26 protein-coding genes are annotated in these 25627 nt (G+C 54.2%); 12 read left to right on the top strand and 14 right to left on the bottom strand.

Annotated features, from left to right (window positions below):
• Positions 1-62: 62 nt before the first annotated feature.
• From AC2FNV_RS11210 to AC2FNV_RS11195, 4 genes are all read left to right on the top strand, one after another.
• On the top strand, positions 63-533 hold the full coding sequence (locus AC2FNV_RS11210; protein WP_170603192.1) for a hypothetical protein: 471 nt from the start codon (positions 63-65) through the stop codon (positions 531-533).
• On the top strand, positions 534-1265 hold the full coding sequence (gene rnhB, locus AC2FNV_RS11205; protein ID WP_174823092.1) for a ribonuclease HII: 732 nt from the start codon (positions 534-536) through the stop codon (positions 1263-1265).
• Positions 1266-1370: 105 nt separating this feature from the next.
• Positions 1371-2474, top strand: a complete 1104-nt coding sequence (locus tag AC2FNV_RS11200) for a site-specific DNA-methyltransferase (protein ID WP_170479279.1) — start codon at positions 1371-1373, stop codon at positions 2472-2474.
• Positions 2475-2614: 140 nt separating this feature from the next.
• Positions 2615-4021: an adenylate/guanylate cyclase domain-containing protein gene (locus tag AC2FNV_RS11195; protein WP_170603196.1), complete on the top strand. Its 1407-nt coding sequence runs from the start codon at positions 2615-2617 to the stop codon at positions 4019-4021.
• Between the two features lie 12 nt (positions 4022-4033).
• Here AC2FNV_RS11195 and AC2FNV_RS11190 read toward each other — a convergent pair whose 3' ends face one another.
• Together AC2FNV_RS11190 and mutY are read right to left on the bottom strand one after the other, a co-directional pair.
• Positions 4034-5170 carry an alkane 1-monooxygenase gene (locus AC2FNV_RS11190; protein ID WP_170603198.1) on the bottom strand — a complete coding sequence of 379 codons (1137 nt, stop codon included), beginning with the start codon at positions 5168-5170 and terminating at the stop codon, positions 4034-4036.
• A gap of 58 nt (positions 5171-5228) precedes the next feature.
• The gene (mutY, locus tag AC2FNV_RS11185; RefSeq protein ID WP_170603200.1) at positions 5229-6284 is read right to left on the bottom strand and encodes an A/G-specific adenine glycosylase; all 1056 of its coding nucleotides are present in this window, start codon (positions 6282-6284) and stop codon (positions 5229-5231) included.
• 81 nt (positions 6285-6365) lie between these two features.
• Here mutY and AC2FNV_RS11180 point away from each other — a divergent pair, with 81 nt between their 5' ends.
• Positions 6366-6872 (top strand): DUF721 domain-containing protein, encoded by a 507-nt coding sequence (locus tag AC2FNV_RS11180; RefSeq protein ID WP_496773315.1) that lies wholly within the window; start codon positions 6366-6368, stop codon positions 6870-6872.
• Between the two features lie 13 nt (positions 6873-6885).
• On the top strand, positions 6886-7548 hold the full coding sequence (locus AC2FNV_RS11175) for a DsbA family protein (protein ID WP_170479270.1): 663 nt from the start codon (positions 6886-6888) through the stop codon (positions 7546-7548).
• Positions 7549-7600: 52 nt separating this feature from the next.
• On the opposite strand, the gene lpxK is transcribed toward AC2FNV_RS11175, so the two are convergent.
• From lpxK to AC2FNV_RS11150, 5 genes are all read right to left on the bottom strand, one after another.
• Positions 7601-8599 (bottom strand): tetraacyldisaccharide 4'-kinase, encoded by a 999-nt coding sequence (gene lpxK, locus AC2FNV_RS11170; protein ID WP_170603206.1) that lies wholly within the window; start codon positions 8597-8599, stop codon positions 7601-7603.
• Positions 8586-9821 carry a 3-deoxy-D-manno-octulosonic acid transferase gene (locus tag AC2FNV_RS11165; protein ID WP_170479266.1) on the bottom strand — a complete coding sequence of 412 codons (1236 nt, stop codon included), beginning with the start codon at positions 9819-9821 and terminating at the stop codon, positions 8586-8588. Before AC2FNV_RS11165 ends, lpxK begins: the two co-directional genes overlap by 14 nt.
• Positions 9818-10618, bottom strand: coding sequence for an inositol monophosphatase family protein (locus tag AC2FNV_RS11160; protein WP_170603208.1), 801 nt, complete (start codon positions 10616-10618; stop codon positions 9818-9820). The genes AC2FNV_RS11165 and AC2FNV_RS11160 overlap by 4 nt, the downstream gene beginning before the upstream one ends.
• A complete protein-coding gene (locus AC2FNV_RS11155; RefSeq protein WP_170603210.1) occupies positions 10605-11951 on the bottom strand; it encodes a TldD/PmbA family protein in 1347 nt (448 codons plus the stop codon). The genes AC2FNV_RS11160 and AC2FNV_RS11155 overlap by 14 nt, the downstream gene beginning before the upstream one ends.
• A 208-nt stretch (positions 11952-12159) precedes the next feature.
• Complete coding sequence (locus tag AC2FNV_RS11150) at positions 12160-13683, bottom strand: DUF2125 domain-containing protein (RefSeq protein ID WP_496773311.1); 1524 nt, start codon at positions 13681-13683, stop codon at positions 12160-12162.
• 132 nt (positions 13684-13815) lie between these two features.
• Between AC2FNV_RS11150 and AC2FNV_RS11145 the strand changes: the two genes are divergently transcribed.
• From AC2FNV_RS11145 to AC2FNV_RS11135, 3 genes are read left to right on the top strand one after another with little or no spacing between them, the layout of a single operon-like run.
• On the top strand, positions 13816-14565 hold the full coding sequence (locus AC2FNV_RS11145; protein WP_170603214.1) for an SDR family oxidoreductase: 750 nt from the start codon (positions 13816-13818) through the stop codon (positions 14563-14565).
• A complete protein-coding gene (locus AC2FNV_RS11140) occupies positions 14562-15170 on the top strand; it encodes an enoyl-CoA hydratase/isomerase family protein (RefSeq protein ID WP_170479256.1) in 609 nt (202 codons plus the stop codon). Before AC2FNV_RS11145 ends, AC2FNV_RS11140 begins: the two co-directional genes overlap by 4 nt.
• Positions 15167-15904 (top strand): VOC family protein, encoded by a 738-nt coding sequence (locus AC2FNV_RS11135; protein ID WP_170479253.1) that lies wholly within the window; start codon positions 15167-15169, stop codon positions 15902-15904. The genes AC2FNV_RS11140 and AC2FNV_RS11135 overlap by 4 nt, the downstream gene beginning before the upstream one ends.
• On the opposite strand, the gene AC2FNV_RS11130 is transcribed toward AC2FNV_RS11135, so the two are convergent.
• On the bottom strand, positions 15905-16201 hold the full coding sequence (locus AC2FNV_RS11130) for an HNH endonuclease (protein ID WP_170479252.1): 297 nt from the start codon (positions 16199-16201) through the stop codon (positions 15905-15907). It abuts the gene before it with no gap.
• A gap of 45 nt (positions 16202-16246) precedes the next feature.
• Here AC2FNV_RS11130 and AC2FNV_RS11125 point away from each other — a divergent pair, with 45 nt between their 5' ends.
• Complete coding sequence (locus AC2FNV_RS11125; protein ID WP_496773308.1) at positions 16247-17437, top strand: TIGR03862 family flavoprotein; 1191 nt, start codon at positions 16247-16249, stop codon at positions 17435-17437.
• Here the strand turns inward: AC2FNV_RS11125 and holA are convergent.
• From holA to AC2FNV_RS11105, 4 genes are all read right to left on the bottom strand, one after another.
• A complete protein-coding gene (gene holA / locus AC2FNV_RS11120) occupies positions 17434-18462 on the bottom strand; it encodes a DNA polymerase III subunit delta (RefSeq protein WP_170603220.1) in 1029 nt (342 codons plus the stop codon). The two genes, AC2FNV_RS11125 and holA, sit on opposite strands and share 4 nt — an antisense overlap.
• Positions 18459-18950 carry an LPS assembly lipoprotein LptE gene (lptE, locus tag AC2FNV_RS11115; RefSeq protein WP_170603222.1) on the bottom strand — a complete coding sequence of 164 codons (492 nt, stop codon included), beginning with the start codon at positions 18948-18950 and terminating at the stop codon, positions 18459-18461. The genes holA and lptE overlap by 4 nt, the downstream gene beginning before the upstream one ends.
• A complete protein-coding gene (gene leuS / locus AC2FNV_RS11110) occupies positions 18937-21474 on the bottom strand; it encodes a leucine--tRNA ligase (RefSeq protein ID WP_496773306.1) in 2538 nt (845 codons plus the stop codon). The genes lptE and leuS overlap by 14 nt, the downstream gene beginning before the upstream one ends.
• A 72-nt stretch (positions 21475-21546) precedes the next feature.
• Positions 21547-22029, bottom strand: a complete 483-nt coding sequence (locus AC2FNV_RS11105; protein WP_170479240.1) for a DUF3576 domain-containing protein — start codon at positions 22027-22029, stop codon at positions 21547-21549.
• Between the two features lie 280 nt (positions 22030-22309).
• On the opposite strand from AC2FNV_RS11105, the gene AC2FNV_RS11100 reads away from it, so the two are divergent.
• Together AC2FNV_RS11100 and AC2FNV_RS11095 are read left to right on the top strand one after the other, a co-directional pair.
• A complete protein-coding gene (locus AC2FNV_RS11100) occupies positions 22310-23260 on the top strand; it encodes a porin (RefSeq protein ID WP_496773304.1) in 951 nt (316 codons plus the stop codon).
• A 101-nt stretch (positions 23261-23361) separates the two neighbouring features.
• Entirely contained in the window at positions 23362-24021 is a 660-nt protein-coding gene (locus AC2FNV_RS11095) for a YggS family pyridoxal phosphate-dependent enzyme (RefSeq protein WP_170479237.1), read from the top strand.
• On the opposite strand, the gene AC2FNV_RS11090 is transcribed toward AC2FNV_RS11095, so the two are convergent.
• On the bottom strand, positions 24005-24505 hold the full coding sequence (locus AC2FNV_RS11090) for a L,D-transpeptidase family protein (protein WP_496773302.1): 501 nt from the start codon (positions 24503-24505) through the stop codon (positions 24005-24007). The two genes, AC2FNV_RS11095 and AC2FNV_RS11090, sit on opposite strands and share 17 nt — an antisense overlap.
• Positions 24502-25596: a GTP cyclohydrolase II gene (ribA, locus tag AC2FNV_RS11085; protein WP_170603232.1), complete on the bottom strand. Its 1095-nt coding sequence runs from the start codon at positions 25594-25596 to the stop codon at positions 24502-24504. The genes AC2FNV_RS11090 and ribA overlap by 4 nt, the downstream gene beginning before the upstream one ends.
• Positions 25597-25627 lie beyond the last annotated feature (31 nt).

Here is a 25627-nt window from a genome sequence, read left to right as displayed (position 1 = left end):
AGTCAGAGCATCATTTACACGGCCCGTTGCGGGTCACTGGAACATCCGAAAGGACATGCACCATGCATCGTAAATTCATCGCTCTGATCGTCGCTACAGCCGTCATCGTCACGGGCATCTCAGCCTCCAAGGCACGGGCTGCCGACGCCAAGGATATTTTGGGTGGATTAGCAGCCATTGCCATCGTAGGAGCAGCCTTGCACCATTATTCCAAGCAGGAACGGCGGGAACGCAAACAAGCGATAACCCGCGCCCCGCGTCTTGAATACAATAAGCCCAGTAGAAGATATCCAAGTGTACGCCCATTACCGGATCGTGTGGCGCGATACGACCTACCTCGGCGCTGCTTACGCACGTATGACAATTATTCGAATTCCCGGCCTTTGCTGGGGCCAAATTGCCTGAGCAAATACTACAAGCATGCAAAAAAATTGCCGAGCCAATGCGAGGTTGGCTTCTGGAACGGGAAAAAGGTAAAACGAGCCTACGAACCCGCCTGCTTGCGCCAATACGGTTATCGCGTCGTTTATTGATTGCGAATATCGAGCAGGAGCGACACCGCAGAAGCGTCGCGTCGGGAGGGGGTGGCTGTTGTCATCCCCTCTTTCGCCTTGCAGGTTTTGTTAAAACGCGATTTGCCTAGGTGGATGATGAAACCGAATTACGAGCTGGAACAAGCACTACTGGCGGGTGGGCGTGTCAGGATCGCTGGTGTTGATGAAGTAGGTCGGGGCCCTTTGGCCGGCCCGGTTGTAGCTGCGGCCGTAATTTTGAATCCGGTGGACATCCCCGAAGGTTTGAATGATTCAAAGAAGCTGACTGCCAAGCGTCGGGCCGCATTGGACGCAGAGCTTCACAACCGTGCCCAAATTTCCATAGCCGAGGCATCTGTGACCGAGATTGATGAGTTGAACATCTTGCAAGCGTCACATCTTGCGATGGTGCGTGCTGTGAAAGCGTTGACCCCGACGCCAGATTTTCTGCTGATCGACGGAAACATGATTCCGCGTGACATTCGCGTTCCGTCTCAGGCGGTGGTTAAAGGGGATGCGCAATCACTCTCGATTGCGGCCGCTTCAATTGTCGCAAAGAACTGGCGTGACAAGCTGATGGTGGATTTGGCGCAACAGCATCCGGGTTATGGATGGGAGGCGAACGCGGGTTATCCGACAAAACAGCATCGCGAAGCGCTGCGAAATCTTGGTGCGACCCCACATCATAGAGTTTCTTTCAAGCCGGTCCACAATATATTGTATCAAGAGTAAATTGTAAGTCTCTGATTCAAAAAAGAAATTGACGGCGAATCGACTTTGACTCATCCTTGTCTCAACCAAATGAGCGCAAAAGCGCCGTGGAACTGAGGCAGTGAAATGACAACGACCAAGACAAAGGGCGCATCCGCGCTCCCTTTAAACTCGATTCTATCCGGCGACTGCATCGAAGCGATGAACAGTCTGCCCGCAGCATCGATTGACCTGATATTTGCGGACCCGCCCTATAACCTGCAACTCAAAGGTCAGTTGCATAGACCAGACAACAGCCAGGTGGATGCGGTTGACGATCATTGGGACCAATTTTCGAGCTTTGCCGTTTACGATCAATTCACGCGAGAATGGCTGAAGGCTGCTCATCGACTACTCAAACCCGACGGCGCGATCTGGGTGATCGGATCATATCACAATATTTTCCGTGTCGGTGCGGCCCTTCAAGACGCGGGGTACTGGATATTAAACGATGTCGTGTGGCGCAAATCGAATCCTATGCCCAATTTTCGAGGCAAGCGGTTTACTAACGCCCATGAAACCATGATCTGGGCTTCCAAGCGCGAGGGAGCCAAGTACACGTTCAACTATGAGGCGCTAAAAGCACTTAACGAAGGTGTGCAAATGCGTAGTGATTGGGTGTTGCCAATCTGTACTGGGCATGAGCGGCTTAAGGATGAAAATGGTGACAAGGCGCACCCAACGCAAAAGCCCGAATCTTTGTTGCACCGTGTTTTGATCGGTTCGACAAACCCGGGAGATGTTGTCCTGGACCCGTTTTTTGGAACTGGAACGACCGGAGCAGTCGCCAAGATGCTGGGCCGCGAGTTTATCGGGATCGAGCGGGAAGAAAGTTATCGTAAGGTTGCGGAAAAGCGCATCGCCAAGGTTCGCAAATTTGACCGAGAAGCGCTTGAAGTCAGCGCCAGCAAACGTGCTGAGCCACGTGTACCCTTTGGTCAACTGGTCGAACGCGGCATGCTTCGCCCGGGCGAAGAGCTTTATTCCATGAACCAGCGCCACAAGGCCAAGGTCAGGGCCGACGGCACGCTTGTTGGCGACAACGTAAAGGGTTCGATCCATCAGGTGGGCGCGCATCTGGAAAATGCGCCTTCCTGCAACGGCTGGACTTATTGGTGTTTCAAGCGAGATGGCAAAACTGTGCCGATCGATGTGTTGCGCCAACAAATCCGAGCTGAGATGCACAACTGATTTCACCAATACCGCCGGTGCCTGTGGCCTGACACATGGCACTAAGCCTTGCCCCGCCGGCTACGGCGGGGTCTTTTGTTTTTGCGCCAGTGGTGGTTGCATAGTGTAGAAACTGAAAGCCCGTATGGGAGATTAAGGCAATGACCGACATAAGCGCCCGCCAATCCCGTATCGATAGGATATTTCTTACCCAGCCAGACAAGTTTGATCTGGACAACAAATATACCGAGGCCGCGCTGGAACGGCATAAGCAGGAAGGGCTGGAACTGGCGGTGCGGGCCAGATGGATTGCAATGGGTCTGACCGGTGTTTTGCTGATCTTTCTAAACCCGCATTGGGAAGTGTTGTGGTATCACTTCATTCTTCTGTTGATTTGCGCGAATGGATGGTTGATCCGCCGCGCTGGTCGAGTTGGACAATCAAGAACAGAGTTGCTGTTGATCTTTCTGGACCTTCTGATCATGACAACGGCCATGATCGTTCCCAACCCGTTCAGCGATGATGTTCGGCCCTTGGCCATGCAGTACAGGTTCGACAATTTCCAGTACTTCTTTATAATCTTGGCGGCTGGAACGCTGGCTTATTCCTGGCGAACGGTAGTGGCCATCGGAACCTGGACTGCAGGAATGTGGACGATTGGCTGGGTCATTGCCTGGTGGGTTGCGTCGCCAATTCCTGGAATCAGCGAGCGAGTGGCCGAAGCTTTGCAAGGATATCCTGACGTGGCAGAGATGCTTGACCCCAACAGCTTTATGGTGCCGCAGCGGGTTCAACAGGTCATAGTCTTTGTGATGGTGGCCGTGACGCTGGGCGTTTCGATGCAACGTCTCAATCGGCTATTGATGAGCAATGCCGGTCTGGAACGCGAACGGGCCAACCTTTCCCGATATTTTTCACCCAACGTGGTTGATGCGCTGAGTCAGAATGACGAACCGCTAAAGCAGGTTCGGAAAGAAAACGTCGCTGTATTGTTCATCGATATCGTCGGGTTCACAAACTTTGCGGCTGGTCGCGATCCTTACGACGTGATCGAAGTTCTGCGCGGATTTCACGCAAGAATGGAGACCGAGGTTTTTCGTCACCACGGTACGTTGGACAAATATTTGGGGGATGGTTTAATGGCGACTTTCGGGACGCCGGTTCCAACGCCTTTGGATGCCAGTAACGCTCTGGCCTGTGCAAAAGCTATGGTAGGGGTCATTGATCGCTGGAACCTGGAGCGCGTCCGCGCCGGGGAGCCTGAAATTGCCGTTGGAATTGGTGTCCACTATGGCTCCGTAGTATTGGGCGATATTGGCGCAAACCGTTTGGAATTTGCTGTAATTGGCGATGCGGTCAATGTTGCAGCCAAGCTGGAGGCGATGACGCGCGAGTACAGCGCCCGTGTCGTCATAAGCGACGCGGTTAGATTGCAATCATCTAAGGAAACTCCCAGTACACAACAAACAATGTCTGGTTTTGTCGCCTTGAATCAACAAACAGTCCGTGGCGTTAGCCTGCCGATGGATATCTGGGTTTTACGATCCGCTGACAATCCATCTGGGTGAAACGGGCTTGACCTAAGTCCTAGGTGCCGGGTTTTGAGCATTGTTGTAAGGGCGCCAGTTCGTGATCTCAGGGTAATATTGTTGCCTCCAGGCTTGTACCCTGGGGTTCATGACACGTCTCCAAAGTGGTGGGATCATAGCAGCGACTGTCATGACGGGATAACCGTAAGGGAGCTGCGGTGCTGCGTCCTGTGAATGGTGTTGCAACAAAGGAAATCTGCGGTTCGGCTTGTAGTGGTGGTCAGAATGGCGCTGAAGATTGATCAGTAGCCAGTTTGAGGCTTTTTGGGAAGAATTCCAGGAATGCCGCGGGCGTACATGTTCGTACTTTCCGTCGCCCAAATATTTACGAGTTAACCCGTAATGTTCGACGTAGTTAACCAATTCCAGTTGCCAGATTGCAGTGCCAGCCTGGACCAGAAACAGGCCTAGTCCGGCCCAGCCACCGACAGCAAGCGCCAACAAAAGCATGCTGCCCTGCAGAATCCAGTATCGCCAGAATGGATTAGTCTTGTCGGTCCAAGGCAAATCTTTCCGGGCCAGTTTTTGTTGCTCGGCTCGGAACGCGGAAACAAGGCTTTGCCTCAAGACACGAGGGTAAAAGCGGTGAAACCCTTCGTTGTAACGCGCAGTTACTGGGTCGTGTGGAGTTCCAACATAGCGATGATGAACCAAAAGGTGCTCGGACCGGAAATGAGAATAGAGTACCATGGCGAGCAGAATATCCGCCAGCCATCGTTCAAGCTTGTCCGATTGATGCATCAACTCGTGGCTGTAATTGATCCCAATTGTGCCTGAAATCACGCCCATGCCGAAAAACACACCGATCTTTTCCAGCGATGACAGTGTTTGCGACCCGCTCACATACCAGATTAGCCCGTACAGAGTGATGAATTGAACAGGTGCCCAGGCGTTGGTTAAAAGGATGTACCAGCGTAGCTGACCATCAGGTGTTTCAGGGATAGCGTTATCCAGATTCAGGCCAACAAAATGGTCCAGCACGGCATAGGCCCACCAAGTGGACAGTGGAACCAAAAGAATCCACCATCCCCCAGCAATTGCCGAAATCCAGATGACAGGAATCAGAAGGAACGAGGCCCAGAAAGGCAATGCAGTTCGCCAGCGTGACAATTTGTTTGGCTCGATCATCCTGGTGCTCCGTACCTGGAGTGGGCAGTCTAGTTCGCCCCAATTAATTCGCAGTGACCTATTGCCCGCGCCAAAGGGAATGGGCTTTGCGCATCACGGTAGGAAGATCATTCGGGCGAAAATTGTGTTTGTCCAGAATGATCAAACCTTCTGGAATGGTTCCGTCAGGTAAGTTTGCGGTCCAAATGCGCAGTATCAAATGAAAGTGCGTGAAAGTGTGGCGGACCTCGCCCCTCAACTCGGTCCAATCTGCCGGAAAGGGTGGCGCAGGCACAGGGGTTTCGGACCAGTCTGATCCAGGCCATCCCAGCATGCCACCGAGCAAACCTTTTTCCGGCCTGCGTTCCAAAAGCAATGCACCATCGTTTCGCCGTGCAATGTACAGGTGGCCGTGCCGGGTCGGTTTTGGTTTTTTAGGGGACTTTTTGGGCAACTCGAATTGTGAGCCAGCAGACTGGGCACGGCACCATGTTCGAACTGGGCAAACGCCACAAGCTGGCGACTTAGGTGAGCAAATGGTGGCGCCCAAATCCATGACGGCCTGGGCATAATCACCCGGACGTTCATCCGGTGTAAGCTCGGCAGCCCTTTTCTTCAGTTTGGGCTTTGAACCTGGTAAAGGGTCATGAATGTCAAACAGCCTGGCCATAACGCGCTCAACGTTGCCATCCATTACGGTTTCAGGCCGATCAAATGCTATCGCGGCAATCGCTGCAGCGGTGTACGGGCCTATGCCCGGTAGTTTCGTCAAGGCTTCATAGCTGCTTGGAAATTTCCCGTCGTAGACAGTTGCTATTACCCGTGCGCATTTTAACAAGTTGCGGGCGCGGGCGTAGTAACCCAAACCGGCCCATTCAGCCATGACCTGATCGTCGGGAGCAGCCGCCAGAGCCTTTACGTCTGGCCAGCGCGTTGTAAAGCGGACGAAATATTCGCGAACGGCGGCAACGGTTGTCTGTTGTAGCATGACTTCGGATAGCCAGACCCGGTAAGGGTCGGGTACACATCCTGCGACACGATCCATTGGCGCAACACGCCATGGCATGGCTCTGGCATGGTAGTCGTACCACCTCAGCAAAGCGGTACTAACGTCTGATTCAGCGGGGTCACGCAAGTTTTATCTATCTTCCTGTCGAGTTTCGCTGGCGCCGTGGCCATCACCCATTACAATAGGCGCGGAAAAGTTGGAAACCAGATGCAAAGCAGACGTTCTTCTACCCGCGGGTTCAAGCGCACCGCAACCTTGCTGAACGATCAAATTCGGCGCGCTGGCGAGAGCCGCGGGTTTGCCGTTTCGCGTTTGCTTACCCATTGGGCTGAAATTGTGGGCCAAGACATTGCCGCGATCGCCCGACCGGTGAAAGTAGGGTATGGCAATGGCAATTTTGGGGCTACTCTGACCGTGCTTACGACCGGACCTCAGGGCCCGATACTGGATATGCAAAAGGAACAAATTCGAGAACGCGTGAATGCGGTCTATGGGTTTAGTGCAATAACCAATATCCGAATTACCCAGACCGCTCCGACGGGATTCGCAGATGGGCAGGCCAGCTTCGACCACAAACCGAAACAGGAAAATCCTGAAATCGCACCTGAAATCGCAGTTGAGGCTGATAAAGTGTCGCGTGACGTAAATGATGTGGATTTACGCGCGGCCCTTGAACGTCTTGGCCGGAACGTTTTATCCAAACAGAAACACTAAGAAAGGGCTTAGAATGAGCCGTATTGCAACTGTAATCTGTGCGGTCGTAGCCGTAGCCGCGGGCGGCTATTGGTTAACTTTGCCGAATTCGACACCAGCGCCCACGTTAATTGGCAGTGCTGAAGCACAAGAGGCTGATCTGGATACTTCGACTATTGTCGAAATGGTTCAGGGGGCCGCTGACGCGCCCGTCGAGATAATCGAATATGCGTCCTATACCTGTCCGCACTGCGCGAATTTCCACCAAGGGGCGTACAAGAAGCTCAAGAAGGATTTTATTGACACCGGAAAGGTCAAGTTCACTTATCGTGAGGTTTACTTCGACCGCTATGGTTTGTGGGCCTCGATGGTAGCGCGCTGTGCCGGGCCTGAAAAATTCTTTGGCATCACAGACTTGATTTACGAAGGGCAGTCGGAATGGACGCGCGCAGGTGGACCGACCGAAATCGTGGATGAGCTTCGCAAAATTGGCCGCCTAGCTGGAATCGACAACAAGCAACTTGACGCTTGTTTGCAAGACGGTACGCGCGCTCAAACGTTGGTTGCATGGTATCAGGAAAACGCTGAGCGTGATGACATTCGGGCAACGCCGTCATTCATCGTCAACGGCAAAAAAGTTGACAACCAATCCTACGAAGAATTCAAAAAGCTGATCGAAAGCGAACTGGGCAGCTGAGTTCAAAAGTGGCTGCCCTTACCTAAGGGTCGCCACCCGACCTAAGACATCGTTACGGCGGCGGTGCAACACCCAGCAACATTTCCTTAACCTGTTCGGCTTCGTCTACCTGTAGCCGGACAGGAAGCGTTACGACTTTACTGCGAAAAGCGGCGGGCAGGCGTACCGCATCTTTTTCAGTTGTCACTAATTGCGCGCCGATTTCTCGAGCGTCATTCTCCAGCCGCCCCATCAAGGCCGGAGTTAGAAGTTGATGGTCATCAAGCGCTTCGGCTCGTAACAACTGCGCACCTTGCTGGCGCAAGGTCTGAAAGAATTTCTCGGGATATCCGATACCTGCAAAGGCAAGAACAGGAGTATCGGCCCAATCCATGCCGGTTTGCAACGGAGTCAACTGTCCGGTAGCGCGTGGAACTTTCACTTTAGCGTCCCATTGAGCAGAAAACTTATCCTGAGCATTTGCCCCGCCCAACGACAGTAAGAGGTCCGCTCTTTTAAGCCCGACACTCACGGGTTCTCTCAAAGGTCCGGCGGGAAGGCACAGCCCGTTACCGAAACCACGTTCGGCGTCGACCACAATGATCGAGAAATCCTTTTTCACAGATGGGTTTTGAAAACCGTCGTCCAATACGATGACCGAAGCACCGGATTCTGCGGCTGCACGAGCGCCGGCAGCACGGTCTTTGGCGACCCAAACGTCGGCAAAGGACGCAAGCAACAGCGGCTCGTCGCCGACCTCAGCGACGCTGTGACGAGCTGGATCGACTTGAACGGGACCTTTCAATGAACCGCCGTAGCCGCGGGTGACAACATGGGGGTTGTGCCAGGCATCGCGTAATTGTTCCAGTACCCAGATCGCAGTCGGTGTCTTGCCTGTCCCGCCAGCATGCAAGTTGCCAATGCAGATTACTGGAACGCCTGGGGTTAGCCCTTGCTCAGACGCAATCCGGCGCGCTGTTGCTGCAGCATAAACTCGCCCAATTGGGGCTAGAAGACGGGCGCGCACGTCAAGCTTGTCGGGGCTGGTATTCCAAAAATTAGGTGCGCGCATCTTGGGTTCTCTGCGAGTCCAGTTCATTTTGAACGAATTCTGTCAACTGGTCGACCTGTGGCGCCCCCTCCGTTACAACCGCCCAACCGGCCAGCGCCATTTCCGCCGCACGATCCGGTGCCATTAACGCGACGATACCGTCACCCAGCTCAGAGGCAGACGCGATCTTCAAAGCTGCGCCAGCCTTGTCCAACCTGTCATAAGCATCCTGATGTCTTTCCACATGGGGCCCGTGGATGACAGTGGATCCCAGAGCGACCGAGATCAACGGATCATGTCCTCCCATGCCCCGCTCAAGCGAGTTTGCCATAAAGGTCAACGACGATATCCGATGCCACAAGCCAAGGTCTTCGGGGTCCGAAAACAGGATGACTTGCGTGCTGTCTTCGATCAATTGTCCATCATCCCAATTGGCGCAACGCAGGTCCATAGATGATAGTCTGTCCGTAAGCTGGACCATTTCGGACCCGTCGGCGACATGAAGAACCAACGCCAAACGCGGGAGCATTCGCATTGCCTGACGGTGCGCAGTGAGAACGGAGATGAATTCATTGTCTTGAACCCAAGCTGCCAGCCAAACTGGGCGACCCGCCAATGCGTGGTTGGTTTCGATTAACTCGTCTTCAGGCCATGGTCGTGGGTTCGGGTTGATCCGAAGGGGTGGTGAGACAGCGATCTTGCTGTTTTGAATACCTAGCCGGCGAATTTGCCGTGCAGTTTTTTCGGAAGTCGCCAAAATTTTTGAAAAGCAGTTGAGAGTATATCGACTGATATCCGGTAACCAGCGCCCACCCGGCGCGACTTTCACGTCCACGCTCGCCTCGACAAGGATGAGTGGGACTTCACGTTCATTGGCCTGGGTAACGATATTGGGCGTCACGCCGCCACCGATCCAGATGCCCATATCAGGACGCCAATGGTCCAAAAAGGCACGAGCAGCCCCAGTCTGATCCGTGGGTAAATTAATCGGCGAAGCTATACAATCTTCCCAAGTGGACACGTCGACGCCGGATGGAGCTGTCAGTAACAAAGATAACTCCGGCCGCAGCAACAATAACCTGCGACAAAAATCATCGACAACGCGAATCCTGCCGGGATCGTTCACGTGAACCCACAACAATTCACCATCGGGTCGAGGTGTTTGGGTCCCTGCAGTTTTAGTTGGCACACCCCAGGACAGGACACGATAGGCCGCAAGGCTGAGAGAGCGCGGTTTGCTCATCCCGGCAATCCCGGTCCCCTTGGGTCAAGATGGATGAAAATCTGACCATGCAGGTTAGGTCCCGCCGCGACTACTCCGTTTAGGCGGGGATGGGCGTTGTTGAAGCGCAGGTCTTGGCCAAGCCGGTCGGTGCAAAGGCCACCTGCTTCGCGTAGAATAAGGTCTCCGGCTGCAATATCCCACTCCCAACTTGGACGAAGGGTCAACATCCCGTCAAACCTGCCCTGAGCGACCAGTGCCATGCGATAGGCAAGCGAAGGGCGGTACGCTTTGACGAATACCGGAACGTTGCCGGATTGCCAGTGGCGTGGATCTAGATTGGGTTTCGCGGCCAGAATTTCTGCTTCATGCATAATGCCTGGGTCCGAGGTCTGTATCGGTTCCCCATTCAGGGTAGCGCCTTGACCTTTGGCTGCAGCATAAATCAGATTGCGCATTGGCAGATAAATAACGGCAGCGGTGACTTCGCCGTGCTCGGCCACGGCAATGGAATGCGCCCAGGTTCGGGAACCTTCGACGAAGTTTCGCGTGCCGTCGATTGGATCGATGATAAATACCTTTTCGCGGTTCAGTCTATCGGACGAATCCTCAGTCTCTTCACTTAACCAGCCATAGTCGGGCCGATTTGATGACAGATCGCGTTTCAGCATCTCATTCACCGCAAGATCTGCCTCGGTCACTGGCCCCGCACCTCCGGGCTTATCCCAGCGCTTCGCGCGAGGTCCGGTATATCGCGTAGCGATTTTTCCTGCTTCATACGCCGCTTCAATCAGCAAGGACAAATCAGTTGCCGGCAAGAGTCATCCCTTCGATCAGAATAGAAGGCACAACCCGCGACAGGTAGCATCGTGCATCGTTGGCCGGAATGATGCGCATTAGCATTTCCCGAAGATTACCAGCAATAGTACATTCGTTGATTGGGTGACTAATTTCCCCGTTTTCGACCCAAAAACCAGACGCACCGCGGGAGTAATCGCCTGTATTAGGGTTGATCGTCGATCCAATCATGGAGGTCACCAAAAGACCGGTTTCCATGTCTCTCATCAAATCCGATCGGCTCTGGGTTCCCTGTGTCAGATTCAGGTTCCAGTTGCTGGGCGATGGAGGTCCGGATACACCGCGTGCTGCGTTTCCCGTTGAGTCCATGCCCAGTTTGCGTGCGCTGGACAGATCAAGTGTCCAGCCCGTTAAAATGCCATTCTCAACGATGGCCCGCTGTTGGGTTGGCAATCCTTCAGCGTCGAACGGGCGCGAGCCGGAAATGCGTGGGCGGTGGGGGTCTTCGACCAGCGACAGATGTTCTGGCAGGACCTGTTGTCCCAAACAGTCTTTCAACCATGATGCCCCACGCGCAATCGCGGCACCATTGCAGGCAGCCAAAAGATGTCCGATTAGTGAAGATGAAATGCGTTCATCGAATAAAACTGGAAAGCAACCCGTTTCGGGTTTTCGCGCGCCGGTTCTTTCGACAGCCCGTTGACCAGCGGTGCGACCGATTTCGGCAGGATCGCGCAGGTCTGATTGGAAGCTTCGACTGTCACCGTCATAGTCCCGCTCCATCCCCGTGCCCTCGCCCGAGATAGCAACACAGGAGGTCGAGCGACTGCTGCGCATGTAACCACCGGAGAACCCGTTTGTAGCGGCCAGATGAACGCGGTGCGTCCCATAAGCCGCAGCGGCGTCTGATACTTGTGTCACTCCTGAAACTGCGCGAGCAGCGGCTTCGGCTGCCAATGCGTCCTTCAACAGAGATTCGGCGCTGGGTTCAGGAGTTGGATCAAACAGCTCCAGAGCGTTCAAATCCCAATTTGAAGTCAGCTGTGAAGGGTCTGCCAAGCCGGAAAACGGATCCTCGGGGGCTTCGCGGGCCATAGCCACAGCACGTTCTGCCATCGCAGCAATTGTTTCTGGACGGCTATCAGAACTGGATACAATGGCTTGTCGGTTACCCAGAAAAACCCTCAATCCCAAATCTGTGCCTTCCGAACGCTCAGCATGTTCCAACGCACCTTCGCGCACATCGACTGAAACGGAAGACCCATCAATAACAATCGCGTCCGCGGCTTCGGCTCCGGCTTTACGGGCTGCATCCAGCAGATTAATGCTGATCTCTTCTGGTGTTTGGGTCATAAGGCCTCCGGGTGTGGTGCCATTGGACCTAGCCTTGGACTGACCAGCCTGCAAGACCTGCAAGCTAATTGTAGTTGGTGTCAGTGGCAGGAACCCTTTTTGATTTGCGTCAGTGTTAGTGAAATTGGACTCCAAAGAAAAAGCCGCGCACAGGATAGGCACGGCCTGTCACGAAGGGCTGTGTTTTCAGTCCTTCCAAAGCCGAAAATCACTTGATACGCTGACCGTTAGCCAAGATTTGACCGTTTTCGGTGAATTCGATCTTTGAGTTCAGCGTATCCGGTTCCTCACCTGGAACAGCCATGAGTCCCATCATCATTCGGGCGCCCATTGCATCGCTCTCGGACACAAAGCCCATCGCGATAAGCTTATCGATCAAAGCGTTGGCGCCCACTAGTTGCAGGTTCAACTCTCCTGTCGGCGCAGGCATCCCACCGAATTCCTGGGTATTGGTGTTATCGAAGGTAAAATCCCCATCCCCGGTGAGATTTGCGCCCACCATTGAGATCAAAAGCTCTTTGATTTTCAGCGAATGCAGTTCTGCAGGCTCTAGCTGTCCTGATTCAATCTGTTCGCTGACTTCCGGGTCCATGAAGTCGATCAAAATCTTAGCAGTACCCAAGGTATTTAAGGCGATGGTCGCCGGGTCCCGTGGTAGAGCGCCGGTAGGATCAAACATGCCCCAAAGAACGTCCGACATTGTAAAATCATTCAAGTTCAGACTAAAAGCGAAAGGTTGAACTTCTTCCGTTGCCAAAACAGGTACTTCGATTACCATCGCTGTGTTGGCGGCATTGATTTCGACGGGCACAGGCAATTCCGACATGGTCATCGCGAGTTTCGTGCCTGTTTGCGACACTTCATAAGCAAGACGCTTGGCGTCTATACTGCCGGAAAAGCGACCGCCTTTCGAAGAGCTGCTCATAGAGAAGGTCTCATCTTCGGAGACACCTTCAATATCCGTACTTCCGGAGGTGTACGAAAACGCTCCATTTACCGCAAAGCCGGCCTCGTAAATGGCTTTGATGTCCGCAGCGTCGAATATTGCTGGAATTATCGTCGTTCCGTCAAATGCCAACTGCTCTAACCTGCCGTTTATGTTGATATCGTGGCCGGTTTCCGGGTCTTGTACGACAAGTTTGTAAGCCAAGCCGGCAGCAGTAATGCTTTGTACAATGTCACGATTTTCGCCGATCTGCATGCGGGCATTGCCCGATACGTCAGTGATCTCAAGGCTTGCATCGACTGAGTCCTCAGGAATATCTTCTCCCTCGAGGTCCAAGGCATTCACAACAAATCCCATACTGGCGGCAGAATAGTTGTAAGCCATGTCATCGGGCGAGCCAGAAACGACTATGTTCAGGTCCTTGTTCGTGTAAAGCAAATCACCCGAAAAACTATCGCCTTCGCCACCACCAGAGATTGTAACGGGAAAGCTCTCTGGGTAAACGATTTGAACGGTGCCATCACCATTTTCGGTTAATGTCACTTCGGGAATGGTCATTTGCACCGAATCGGAAGACTCGGGAACAGCCAAGCTGATGATGAAATCTGTGATGGTTGTGACATTACCGGAAACGCTTTGATCACCTGTCACGGTGTAGCCCATTCCGCCCAAATAAGCCTGCCAGTCGGACCAGACATCATTAGCGGTTAAATCAGCGAATGCGCTTTGGGTCGTAATGGCATAAGCCAAAGCGGCGCCGCAACTGCGGCGAAGAAAAACAGACATAGGGGGTCCTTCATTTTTTAAATTTGCTGCATGGTCGTGCCTGTAATGGGGATCGTCAAGGGGCAAGGGGTGGACCCTTTCCCCATTTGCGCGGTAGGACTTTATGCAATTTCAAAGGATTGGGATTAGACGATGCAAATGCAAGGGAAAACCGTACTTATTACCGGTGCTAGCCGAGGGATCGGAGCAGAAGCTGGACGCGTTTTTGCTGCAGCCGGAGCCAACGTGGCGCTTGTTGCGCGCAGTCACGATCAGATTGATGCTTTGGCCTCGGCTTTGGGTGACAATACCATAGCTCTGTCTTGCGATGTCAGTGACTTTTCGCAGGTGGAACAAGCCGTTGCAGATTGCGTGGACCGATTCGGGCGTCTTGACGTTCTGGTTGGAAATGCAGGTGTCATCGACCCCATATTCCATTTGTCTAACGCAGATGTCGCGGCGTGGGGACAGGCCATTGATATCAACTTAAAGGGTATCTTTTACGGAATGCGCGCAGTTTTGCCGCTTATGCGAGCTGCCGGTGGGGGTACAGTACTGACTATATCATCAGGAGCTGCTTCGAACCCGGTGGAAGCATGGAGCCACTATTGCGCATCGAAAGCTGGGGCAAAGATGTTGACGGAATGCCTTCATCTTGAAGAGTCGCAGCACGGCATCCGTGCTATGGGCTTATCGCCGGGTACTGTTGCTACGGACATGCAGCGCATAATCAAGGCAAGTGGGATCAACCCGGTCAGCCAGTTAGACTGGGATGTACACATTCCGGCGGATTGGCCGGCGCGTGCATTGCTATGGATGTGTTCCACGGACGCAGATGAATTTCTTGGAACGGAAATCTCTCTTCGGGAGGAGGAAATTCGCAAGCGGGTTGGTTTGACGTGATTGACTTGCAACAAGACGACGGGCTTTGGACCGTTACGCTGAATAACCCCGGAAAAGCGAATGCGCTGACGGGCTCAATGCTCGAAGAATTGTTGCGCATTGCCGAAGCTGCACAAGAAGCTCGTGCCCTTATCCTGACAGGAGCAGGCCGCGTCTTTAGCGCGGGAGCGGACATTGAAGAGGCGCGGGCAGGACTTACGACATCAGATTTGTGGGAACGCCTGTCCGGAACCATTGCAGACTTGCCTTGCCTGACAGTTGCAGCATTGAACGGAACTCTTGCCGGCGGGGCAAACGGCATGGTTTTAGCCTGCGATTTAAGGATAGCAGTGCCTGCAGCCAAAATCTTCTATCCGGTGATGAAGTTGGGTTTTCTGCCCCAGCCTTCGGACCCGAAGCGCATGGCTGCCCTGATCGGACCGGCTCGGACTAAGTTGATATTGATGGCCGGACAAAAAATAACGGCGGTCGAGGCATATGAATTCGGTTTGGTAGATCGGGTTGTCGACCCCGAAAACCTTTTGCCAACTGCTCGTGACCTAGTGGCCGACAGGTTAGTGGCTGACCCCATTGTCGCTTCGGGAATTGCCAGGTTGTGCCAATGAGGATTGCAGCATTGTGCCTGCGGGTGGCCGACCCGGTGAAACTGGCGGAGTTCTACCAGAATGCATTGGGCATGACCGTCAAGGCCGAGGGCGCCAATCGGCGAGTCGGCTATACCGGCCAAGACGCTGATTTATTACTGATACCCGGCGGTGGTGGATATAATCATGATAGGGGTCAAAGATACTGGAAGATTGGGATAACGGTGCCGGACGTGGACTTGGCGCAGGCTCAATTACGTGATCAGGGCTTTCAAGTTGGATCGCCACATCAGTTTCTGGACATTGGTTACATGTGCCATTTGAGCGACCCAGAAGGGTTTTCGATTGAGCTGTTGCAGCATGATTTCAAGGACAATCGACTGCAGGTGGCGGCTGATCCCTCTGCGCCTTTTGAAAAGGCGTGTATTGGTCAGGTAACTCTACGCACCGGGGATATTGGTGCTGAGGATGCATTTTGCCGGGAAATGGGAATGCGTTTGTTGTCAATTCAAGACGTGGAACCTTATGGGTTTGACCTGCATTTCTATGCCTTCTCATCTGACAACCCGCCTGAACCCGATATCTGGTCAGTAAAAAACCGCGAGTGGTTGTGGAAACGTCCGTATACAACAATCGAGTTTCAGCACATACCGGGTGTTCAGTTTTCAAATGTGCCAGATTATTTGGGCATTGAAGTCGCTGGGTTGATGCAACCGACCAAAGATGCGTTTGGTGACCCGGTTTTGCCAGGTTGATCAACGCCCCCGTCGTTTTCCAGGTACTTTTGATCGGAACCCAGGTGGGCGTTTGCGAACCCAATTCAAGAATTTCGCCAAACGTGGATGGGCACGCAATGTTTCGACCGAGCTGAAGTCGCGTGCCAGTTCACCTTCGGTCAATGTGGCGTGAATCTCTTTGTGGCAGATCACATGTAACAGAACTGTGGGCCCGCCCTTGCCACCTTTGAGTTTTGGGATCAGATGGTGCAGGCTTCCGCCTCCGTCTGGTATTGGGCGGTCGCAAAGCGGGCAGATCGGATCGCTGTCATTCATGATGGAAAAATTGCGCTGATCCGAACAGATGGCAAGAGGGTTACAATGGCGCAAACAGTGGTGATCGGGGCGGGCCCTGCTGGATTGATGGCAGCCGAGCAACTTAGTCTTGCCGGTCACAATGTTCTGGTAGCCGAGGCAATGCCGTCTGTGGGCCGTAAGTTTCTTATGGCCGGTAAGTCTGGGCTGAACCTGACCAAGGACGAGCCATTTGAGAAACTAATGGAAGCCTACGGAGATTCTGCGGCATGGCTATGGCCTGTAATTTCCGAGATGGACGCCCTGGCCGTGCAGAATTGGGCGAAAGAGTTGGGACAAGACCTGTTCACAGGTTCGACCGGGCGCGTCTTTCCCAAGGTTATGAAGGCCTCTCCCTTGCTTCGCAGCTGGCTGTCCCGATTGGACGCAGCCGGCGTTCAGATTAGAACGCGTTGCCGTTGGACGGGTTGGGACGGTGAGAATTTGATTTTCGAAACACCTAAAGGGGTTCTTTACCTAAACGCCGACGCAACGGTTCTAGCCCTAGGAGGGGCAAGTTGGTCGCGGCTGGGATCCGATGGAAAATGGACCAGCCTGCTTGCCGGAAAAGATGTCTCGCTCAACCCGTTTACCCCATCTAATTCGGCCTTGTCGGTTGATTGGAGCCACCACATGCAACCGCATTTTGGCACAGCGTTGAAATCTGTACTCTGGTCGGCAGGCGAACTGCAAAGCCGGGGTGAAGCAATACTTTCCAACAAAGGCCTTGAGGGTGGCGGCCTGTATCCGCTTACGCCAGCCTTACGAAAAGGGGCGCCGTTGCGCGTCGATCTTCTTCCCGATTTCGATCCTAACGCTATCCAAGCACGTATTTCGGTCAGCAGGTCCAAGGCGACACTGACGCATTTGTTAAAATCCAAACTGCGGTTGCCTGCTCAAAAAATCGCCCTGTTCTATGAAATGACAAAAGCGGATGCACGGCAGCCTGATCGTCTTGTTGAAAGTCTAAAAAAACTGCAAATTCATTACACTGCCCTTCGCCCAATGGACGAGGCGATCTCGACAGCAGGAGGGGTGAGTCGGGACGCAGTTAACGACGACCTAATGCTTAGGGGCCAGCCAGGGGTTTTTTGCGCAGGCGAAATGTTGGATTGGGAGGCCCCGACAGGAGGTTATCTGCTGACCGGGTGCTTGGCGACCGGACGCTGGGCAGGGCGCGCTGCTGCCGATTGGTTGAACCAGACCGACCGGAATTAACTCGAACGGGCCAGCATCGCCAGACGGATCATAGCGCGCTCGACCAGCGCCATGGCAGGTGCAGTCTGACCTGCCGATCGCAGCGACAAGTCCGTGTCCGTCAACACAGTCAAAGCCGTTTGCAACCTGGGCGCTCCCCAACCCAGCGCCTGACGTAAAATGCGATCACGCCGCTTTCCGTAAACAGGAGGACGCAATTTGCTGATACCCTGCGCAGCGCCTCCGGGGTGGGATACGCAAGCGTAAAGCGTCCTGAAATGCCGAGTCGCGCCGATGCATAGCGTCACTCCGTTTGTACCCTGTGCCTGCAATTTTCTGATAAGAGGCCCAATCTCTGCTGCCCTGCCTTCGGCAACAACGTTTAGTACGTCATCAAGTGCCGCCTCTGTGGAGCTTGGGGAACATGCTTCGATGTCTTCGATGGAAAGACTGCCATCATCACCCCGTTTATAAAGCGACAATTTTTCAACGGTTTGGGCGAAATCTCCCGGGCTGAGTGCGGCGGCAAGTTCGGACAGAACCGACATCGAATCGCGTGGGATGTTCTGCAAACCAGCCTGCATCAACACCCTCTCGACCTCTGCGCGGGACGGCGGGTCGTCATATATACCGATGGCATAGGTTTCCGGGTGTGCTTCGAACGCTTTGCGGATTTTCGAACTGGGCTTGAGCTGTCCGGCAGTGACAACAATCTGCGCGTCCCCTGCAGACCAATCTTCTAGCGCTGCGAGAATTGCGGCGGCTGCGGTATCAGTTGCGTCCTCTACAAAAACAGCGCGAACACCTGGAAAAAAGCCAACAGCTTTGACCGCATCGAGCAACATAGCTGGGTCACCACGCAGTTCTGCAGCAGGCATCCGGGTCAAACGCATTTCCTCTTCGGCACCCGGTCCTAGTAGTGCCGCCAGAACCTGCTGACGTTTCAGGGCAACCCGCATTGCATCGGCCCCATATATCAACAAACCCAGCTTATCCACGTCCGGTTTGGTGAAATAGCCGTCGGCCTCACGCGGGCTAAGCTTCATGCGGTGATATCCGGACTGGTGTACAGGCGAGTTACGATATGATCCGACAGAATCTCCATCAGCCGTTCGGTTGCATCACGCTCATCTGCCAACGTGGAAACAGTCGATCCGGCAGCTGAATAGGCAACGAAATCAATCACCTGACCAGATGCCACTACTTGGCCGGATTCTTCAGAAGTCAGAGAGTAATTTGCCCGGCCATCAATTGTGTAACGGTTGGTCTCGTTCGAGGTTGAGATAGACGCGGCACGTGTGGTTGTGGACACGCTTACAGCTAGCTTGTATTCGCTGCCGGAGGTCGCGCTGCGGCCGAGTTTCTGCTCAAGGTTCTGGACAAGCAAAAAACTTTTCACGTCGCTCGGAGCTGAGACAGCGACCCTGCCGTTTAGAGTCGCGCCAGTACCACCTGGTGCATAAACAGGCTGAAAGCCGCAAGCGGTCAGCGCAAGCGGTATAAGCAAAAAGGTTCTGCGATCAAACGACGACATTTACGATCCGGCCAGGTACGACAATGACTTTCTTCGGAACGGCGCCATCCAGCGCCCTTTGAACAGCTTCGGTGCTGAGCGCAAGTTTTTCAACCTCGACCTTGTCCAGGTCTTTCGCCACGCTGATTTCCGCGCGGCGTTTGCCGTTGATTTGAATCGGCAGGGTGATCGTATCGTCGATAAGCATCGCCTCATCCGCTTTCGGCCAGGGCGCTGTAGCGACCAAACCCTCACCACCCAGCATTTGCCACAACTCCTCGGACAAGTGCGGGGTCATTGGCGACATCAACTGGGCCAGAGTTTTGGCGGCTTCGCGTTTTGCCGCAGTGCCCGCTTTGGATTTGGACAAAGTATTGGTAAAGGCATAAAGCTTGGCGATTGAAGCATTGAAGCCAAAGGACTCGACGCCGCCGGTAACATCATGGATCGCTTTATGCATTTCGCGCAGTAGAGTTTCGTCATCCGAATTGGCCGGGACATTTGACTCCGAGATCTCGGACGCGATGCGATGCACACGGCTGAGGTGCTTGAACGCGGCCTCAGCCCCTGCCGCAGTCCATTCTACGTCGCGCTCGGGCGGCGAATCGGACAGTACGAACCAGCGCGCGGTGTCGGCGCCAAAGGCTGATATGATACTGACTGGGTCAACTACGTTTTTCTTTGATTTCGACATTTTAGCCGAAGGTATGATCTCGACCGCTTCGCCCGTTGTCTTGAGTTTGCCATCCTCGACATCCTCGGGCAGGTGATAGACTGGGCGGTCCTTTTCGTCTCGCGTCTGGTAAATTTCGTGTGTGACCATCCCCTGAGTAAACAGCGCATCGAAAGGTTCAATTGCCTTCTTCGGCAGGTGGCCGGTGATCTGCATCGCCCGAGCAAAGAACCTTGAGTAAAGCAGGTGCAGAATCGCATGTTCGATACCGCCGATATACTGGTCGACATTCATCCAGTACTCGGCCTCGGCCAGATCGGTGGGGGTGTTGGCATGTGGCGCAGTGAACCGCGCGAAGTACCATGACGAATCGACGAAGGTGTCCATCGTATCGGTTTCGCGTTTGGCTGGACCACCACAAGACGGGCATTCGCAATCACGCCAAGTCGGGTGGCGGTCCAGCGGGTTGCCAGGCTTGTCGAAAGTAACGTCGTCAGGCAAACGGATCGGCAAGTTTTCTTTCTTTTCGGGAACTACACCGCAGGAATCGCAGTGCACAACTGGGATCGGGCAACCCCAATACCGCTGACGAGACAGCCCCCAGTCGCGCAGGCGATATTTTGTAACCCCTTCGCCCCAACCTGCTTTTTCGGCGAAATCAACGGTGGCGTTGATTGCTTCTTCACCTGTTGCCTCGGTGAGACCGGCGAAGTGATTCACCCAGCGGACTTTCTCGGTTTTCGGAGGAACGAAAGCAATCTTGTCAACAGGTGTGTCATCGTCCAGCGCGAAAAAGGTATCGATAACCGGAAGGCCATATTTGCGGCAGAAATCCAGATCGCGTTGATCGTGAGCTGGGCATGCAAAAATTGCACCAGTGCCGTAATCCATAAGGATAAAGTTTGCGATCCATACAGGCAGTTTCCAGCTGGGATCCAGCGGGTGCTTGACCTTTATGCCTGTGTCATAGCCCAGCTTTTCAGCGGTCTCGATTGCTTCTTCAGTTGTTCCACCCTTGCGGCATTCTGCAACGAAATCAGCTATTTTCGGGTCTTTAGCCTCCAGCTGTTTTGCAATCGGATGGTCAGGAGAGATTCCGACGAATGATGCGCCAAGCAGGGTGTCGGGCCGCGTCGTATAGACAGTAATCGGCTCACCTTCGTCTGTTCGTTCAAATGAAAATTGCAGACCCCGTGATTTGCCAATCCAGTTTTCTTGCATCAGGCGGACTTTGGCAGGCCAGTTGTCCAGCGTATCGAGGGCATCCAGCAATTCCTCGGAATAATCTGAGATCTTGAAGAACCACTGCGTCAGTTCGCGTCGCTCAACCAAAGCGCCCGATCGCCAACCACGACCGTTCTCAACTTGTTCGTTGGCGAGCACGGTCATGTCGACCGGGTCCCAGTTCACGACTGCATTTTTCCGATAGACCAGCCCAGCTTCGAGCATATCAAGAAACAGCGCCTGCTGCTGGCCATAGTATTCCGGGTCGCAGGTTGCAAACTCACGCGACCAGTCGATGGACAAGCCCAACGGTTTCATCTGCGCGCGCATGTCAGCGATATTGCCATAGGTCCAGTCTTTGGGGTGCCCTCCTATCGCCATCGCAGCGTTTTCGGCAGGCATTCCAAATGCATCCCAGCCCATTGGGTGCAAAACGTTGTGACCGGTCGCCAGTTTATGCCGCGCAATAACGTCGCCCATCGTATAGTTGCGCACATGTCCCATATGGATGCGGCCTGATGGGTAAGGGAACATCTCGAGCACATAGTATTTCGGCCCGTCCGCCTTGTGGTTGGCATAAAAAATCCCGGCACTGTCCCAGGCTTTTTGCCACTTAGCTTCGATTTCGTTTGCCGAATAGCGCGACATGTTGCGGTCCTTCGTGAATGAAAACGCCGGGTAGGAACCCGGCGTGGTAATATTGTGATTTTCGGCGGGTTGCTAGAACTTGTTGTCTTCAATGCGCAGCTGTCGGGCGCGCGATAGAATCGCATCTTCGACTGCACGGGTGGTTGAGGCACTGACCGGAGCACCGCCGCTGGACTGTAAAGCCAACGACAATGAGCGCGCGGCCAGAGCAGGATCGCTGATGTGGACGGTGGCGCGATAGGATCGGCCTCCGCCGGGCGGTCTGCCGTAACCTGTTATTATGACACCAGTAAAAGGATCTACCTCTTGCACCGGCAGAAAACTAAGGACGTCGAGCGATGCGGCCCAGAGATAGCGATTGACGTTGGTTGTTTGTTCGGCGCTTCCCCGGTCGAACAAGTCCCAGATCGTGGAACGATCAGGGTCGTTCAGTTCGCGCTCATCCGTGGTTCCACCCACAAGATTGGGGTTGGCCGTCGAAGTGCTTTGATTCTGCCCGCATGCCGAAATGGCAGCGGTCAGCAAAATCAAAGACAAAATCCTTGGCAGGCGCATGGTAAGCGGGTCCTGTTATCACGTGTAAGGCATGTGCTGGGGCATACTCCTAGCCAAGGTCCCTGCCTGCAACAAGCCAATTCTTTCGAATTCTGCGCGTCTGGCCTGAAACTGGGGGCAAAACAGACTGTGGCATCCTTGCACCAATTTGGGCAGAATGACGGTTATTCGCCTATGCCAAGCTTGCACTTAGGGGGCAAAAAGAGCGACACGGTGTCCGTGCTGAGACGCATGTGTGCCATGTGTCGAGTAGAAAAACTTTGAAACCGAGGGAAACAAGATGAAAAAAGTTCTCTTCGCAACGGCAGCTACAATGGCGATCACCGCTGTTGCAGCTGAAGCCGCAGAAGTGAAACTGGGCGGTTATGGCCGCTTCGGTATTGGCTATTTGGAAGACCGTTCGACCGATGACAACGTAGACGACACCATCCTGGTATCGCGCTTCCGTCTGAACATCGACGGTATCACAGAAACAGACGGTGGCGTACGCTTTGAAGCTCGTGTTCGTATGCAGGCTGACGAAGATGCTTCGAACGGCGAAGCGGGATCAGCTGTCCTGAACGGACCACGCTTCTCGGTAATCTACGGCGGTCTGCGTGTTGACGCGGGTAACGTTGCGGGTGCGTTCGACAACTTGGCGAACTACTACGGTAACGAGCCTGGCCTGGAATCATTCATTGGTCAGTACTCTGGCGTTGACTATGGCTTCCTTGGCTATTCGTCGACCGGATCAGGCGCAAACGCTGTGTTCTTCCAGTATGCAGTTGGCGATTTCGCATTCGGTGCATCGTATGACACCGATGGTTTCGACGATCGTGATCGCTGGGACATCAGCGCAACGTACACCTTCAACAACATCACCGCAGCACTGGCCTATGGTCAGACTGACTCCGGCACTGACGTAGACGACGAGAGCCTTCTGGTTCTGACTCTGGGCGGTGAATGGGGTGACTTCGGTGGTACCCTGTTTGTTGCAGACGACGATGTTGATGACGATGACCTGGACGGTACTGCATATGGTCTGTCTCTGGCGTGGAACGTTGGCGCGGCAACAACCATCACCGCAGCTTACGGTGACGGTTCTGCTGACAACGATAACCAGCAGTATGGTATCGGCGCCATCTACGACCTCGGCGGCGGCGCATCGCTGCGTGGCGGTATCGGCCGCCAGAAGCGTGGTGACGAAGATGGCCAGGTCCGTGCTGACTTTGGTGCTCAGTTCAACTTCTAAGTTGGCCTGAACCACATGTTTAAGGGCAGGTCTTAGGGCCTGCCCTTTTCTTTTTGTGCAACATGGTGTTTTTCTGCGGCGAAAGCTGGATGAGAGGCCCCATGTCCCTGCAAGACATCAAAACCCGCATTGCGAACGCTGAAACCGCTGCTGGACGACCCCAGGGCTCGGTCAAGCTGATTGCAGTGTCCAAGGTGCAACCGAATGAACGGGTTGAGGCAGTTCTGCAACAAGGGCATCGCTGTTTTGGCGAAAACCGTGTGCAGGAGGCCGCTGGAAAGTGGCCTGCGTTAAAAGAACGCTATTCCGGCATCGATCTGCACTTGATCGGACCGCTTCAGACAAACAAGGCACGGCAGGCGATGGAACTGTGTAACGCCATACATTCCGTAGACCGCCCAAAGCTGGCAAAAACCTTGGCCCGGCTGACGCAAGAAATTGGAGCATGCCCAGACCTGTTCATTCAGGTGAATACTGGAGAAGAAGAGCAAAAGGCAGGTGTTTTGCCAAGCGGGGCGGACAGCTTCATTGCAGAATGCCGAGATCTGGAGCTGCCTGTACTGGGACTGATGTGCATTCCGCCCGTTGATGAGGAACCGTCGCTGCATTTCGCCCTGTTGGCTAAGATCGCCGACCGGAATGGGCTGGAAGGTCTGTCAATGGGTATGAGCGGCGACTTTGAGACGGCCGTTGCACTGGGCGCGACCCACGTTCGTGTCGGATCGGCCATTTTTGGGGAACGGGTCAAGTCGCAGGGATAATCAACCGGGTGCCCGGAACGATCTGCTGTGCAATCCAACGTAAGTGATCCCGGCGGAAGGCTACACAGCCCTCGGTCGGGTAACGTGGTCGCCGCCATTGGTGCAAGAAAATAGCGGACCCACGACCCGGTATGGCATTTGGCCAATTCCAATCGGTCACCAGCACGAGATCGTACAAGGGATCAGCGCGCCGCAACTTTTCGTGGCTGGAATTATACGGAGAGCGAACCAAGTGGTTATAAGCCTCATCGGTTTGATCGTCCGACCAAAGGTCATTGGGTCCAAGGGCCCGGGCCCAACGGGCAGGGCGCACCATGCGGTCAGGACGGTAAAACATACCTACAATGCAGTGTTCTCCGACAGGTGTCGCTCCGTCGCCTTCTCGCTTGTCGCGGCTCAGGCCGCCCTTGCCGATTGCGCAGGGAAAAACGCGACCAAGAAAACGAACGCCCTTCGGGGTTAGAACTAAATCTCCGGGAGTCACAACAAGTGGCCCGACTTGGCAGCTTTGGTCGCCAAGTACCCCCGGTTATGCGCTGTTTCACCGACTTTCAGCGGAACACGTTCCGTTACAGCTATTCCAGTGCGTTCCATCATTGCAATCTTTGCTGGGTTATTCGTCAGTAGCCGCACTGAACCAAATCCCAGCGACTTAAGAATGTCAGAACCCACGCGAAAATCGCGCTCGTCATCCTCAAAGCCCAAGCGGTGGTTGGCCTCGACGGTATCAAACCCCTGATCTTGCAGGAAATACGCACGCATCTTATTTGCTAGACCAATTCCGCGCCCTTCTTGATTTAAATAGAGAAGCACGCCCGCACCCTCGGCTCCCATCTGCGCCAGCGCCCCTCGCAGTTGTGGGCCGCAGTCACATTTGAGGCTGCCCATCAAATCTCCGGTGAAACACGCCGAATGCAATCGGGCCAACACTGGTTTGTCGCGGTCAGGGCGCCCGATTTCGATGGCATAATGCTCCTCGCCCCCATCTTCAGGGCGAAATACATGCAGCCGCCCGGCCTCGGAAACCTCCATTGGGAGGCGTGCAGCAACCACTTCGTGCAAAGTGCTGCGATCCGCCAAATGAGGCGCGGCGCGCGTGTGGTCTATGCATGTCAGGCCATGCGCAGTGGCGAACTCTCGGCCTTTGTCGATTGGGACAACAACGGCTGCCGGCAATAGTCGGGCGGATTTCGTCAATGCGATAGCGATTCGGTGCAGGTTGGCATTGCCATTGCGCTCGGTCATCAGCGGACCCTTCATCGGCGCACTTAGGTCCGACGAAGGATCGGCGACAGACTGAACCCAGCTGTGATCGGCGTCTGCCGGGATCACAACACGGGCGAGATCGCCATCATAAGCACGGGCCTTGAGCGTTTCGGCCCGACGAACAGTTACGGCAATTGCCGGGTTTGCATCTATCCCACGCAGATCGGCCAGACGCTGAGGTGTCATTGTTTCGCATGCCATAGCCAAAACGCTAGCCCCGCCATCATCGATCATAACCACGGGCAGACCCATGCGTAAATCTGCTCGCGCGCGGGCCAAAAGCTCCGTGATATCAGGAATGAGGCTCATTTATGTTACCCTATAACTTTTCGCCCTTCTC

Source organism: Ruegeria sp. BHSA163 (assembly GCF_059613365.1).
Note: the sequence above shows the minus strand (reverse complement) of the source record. Positions and strands in the feature narration are given on the sequence as shown.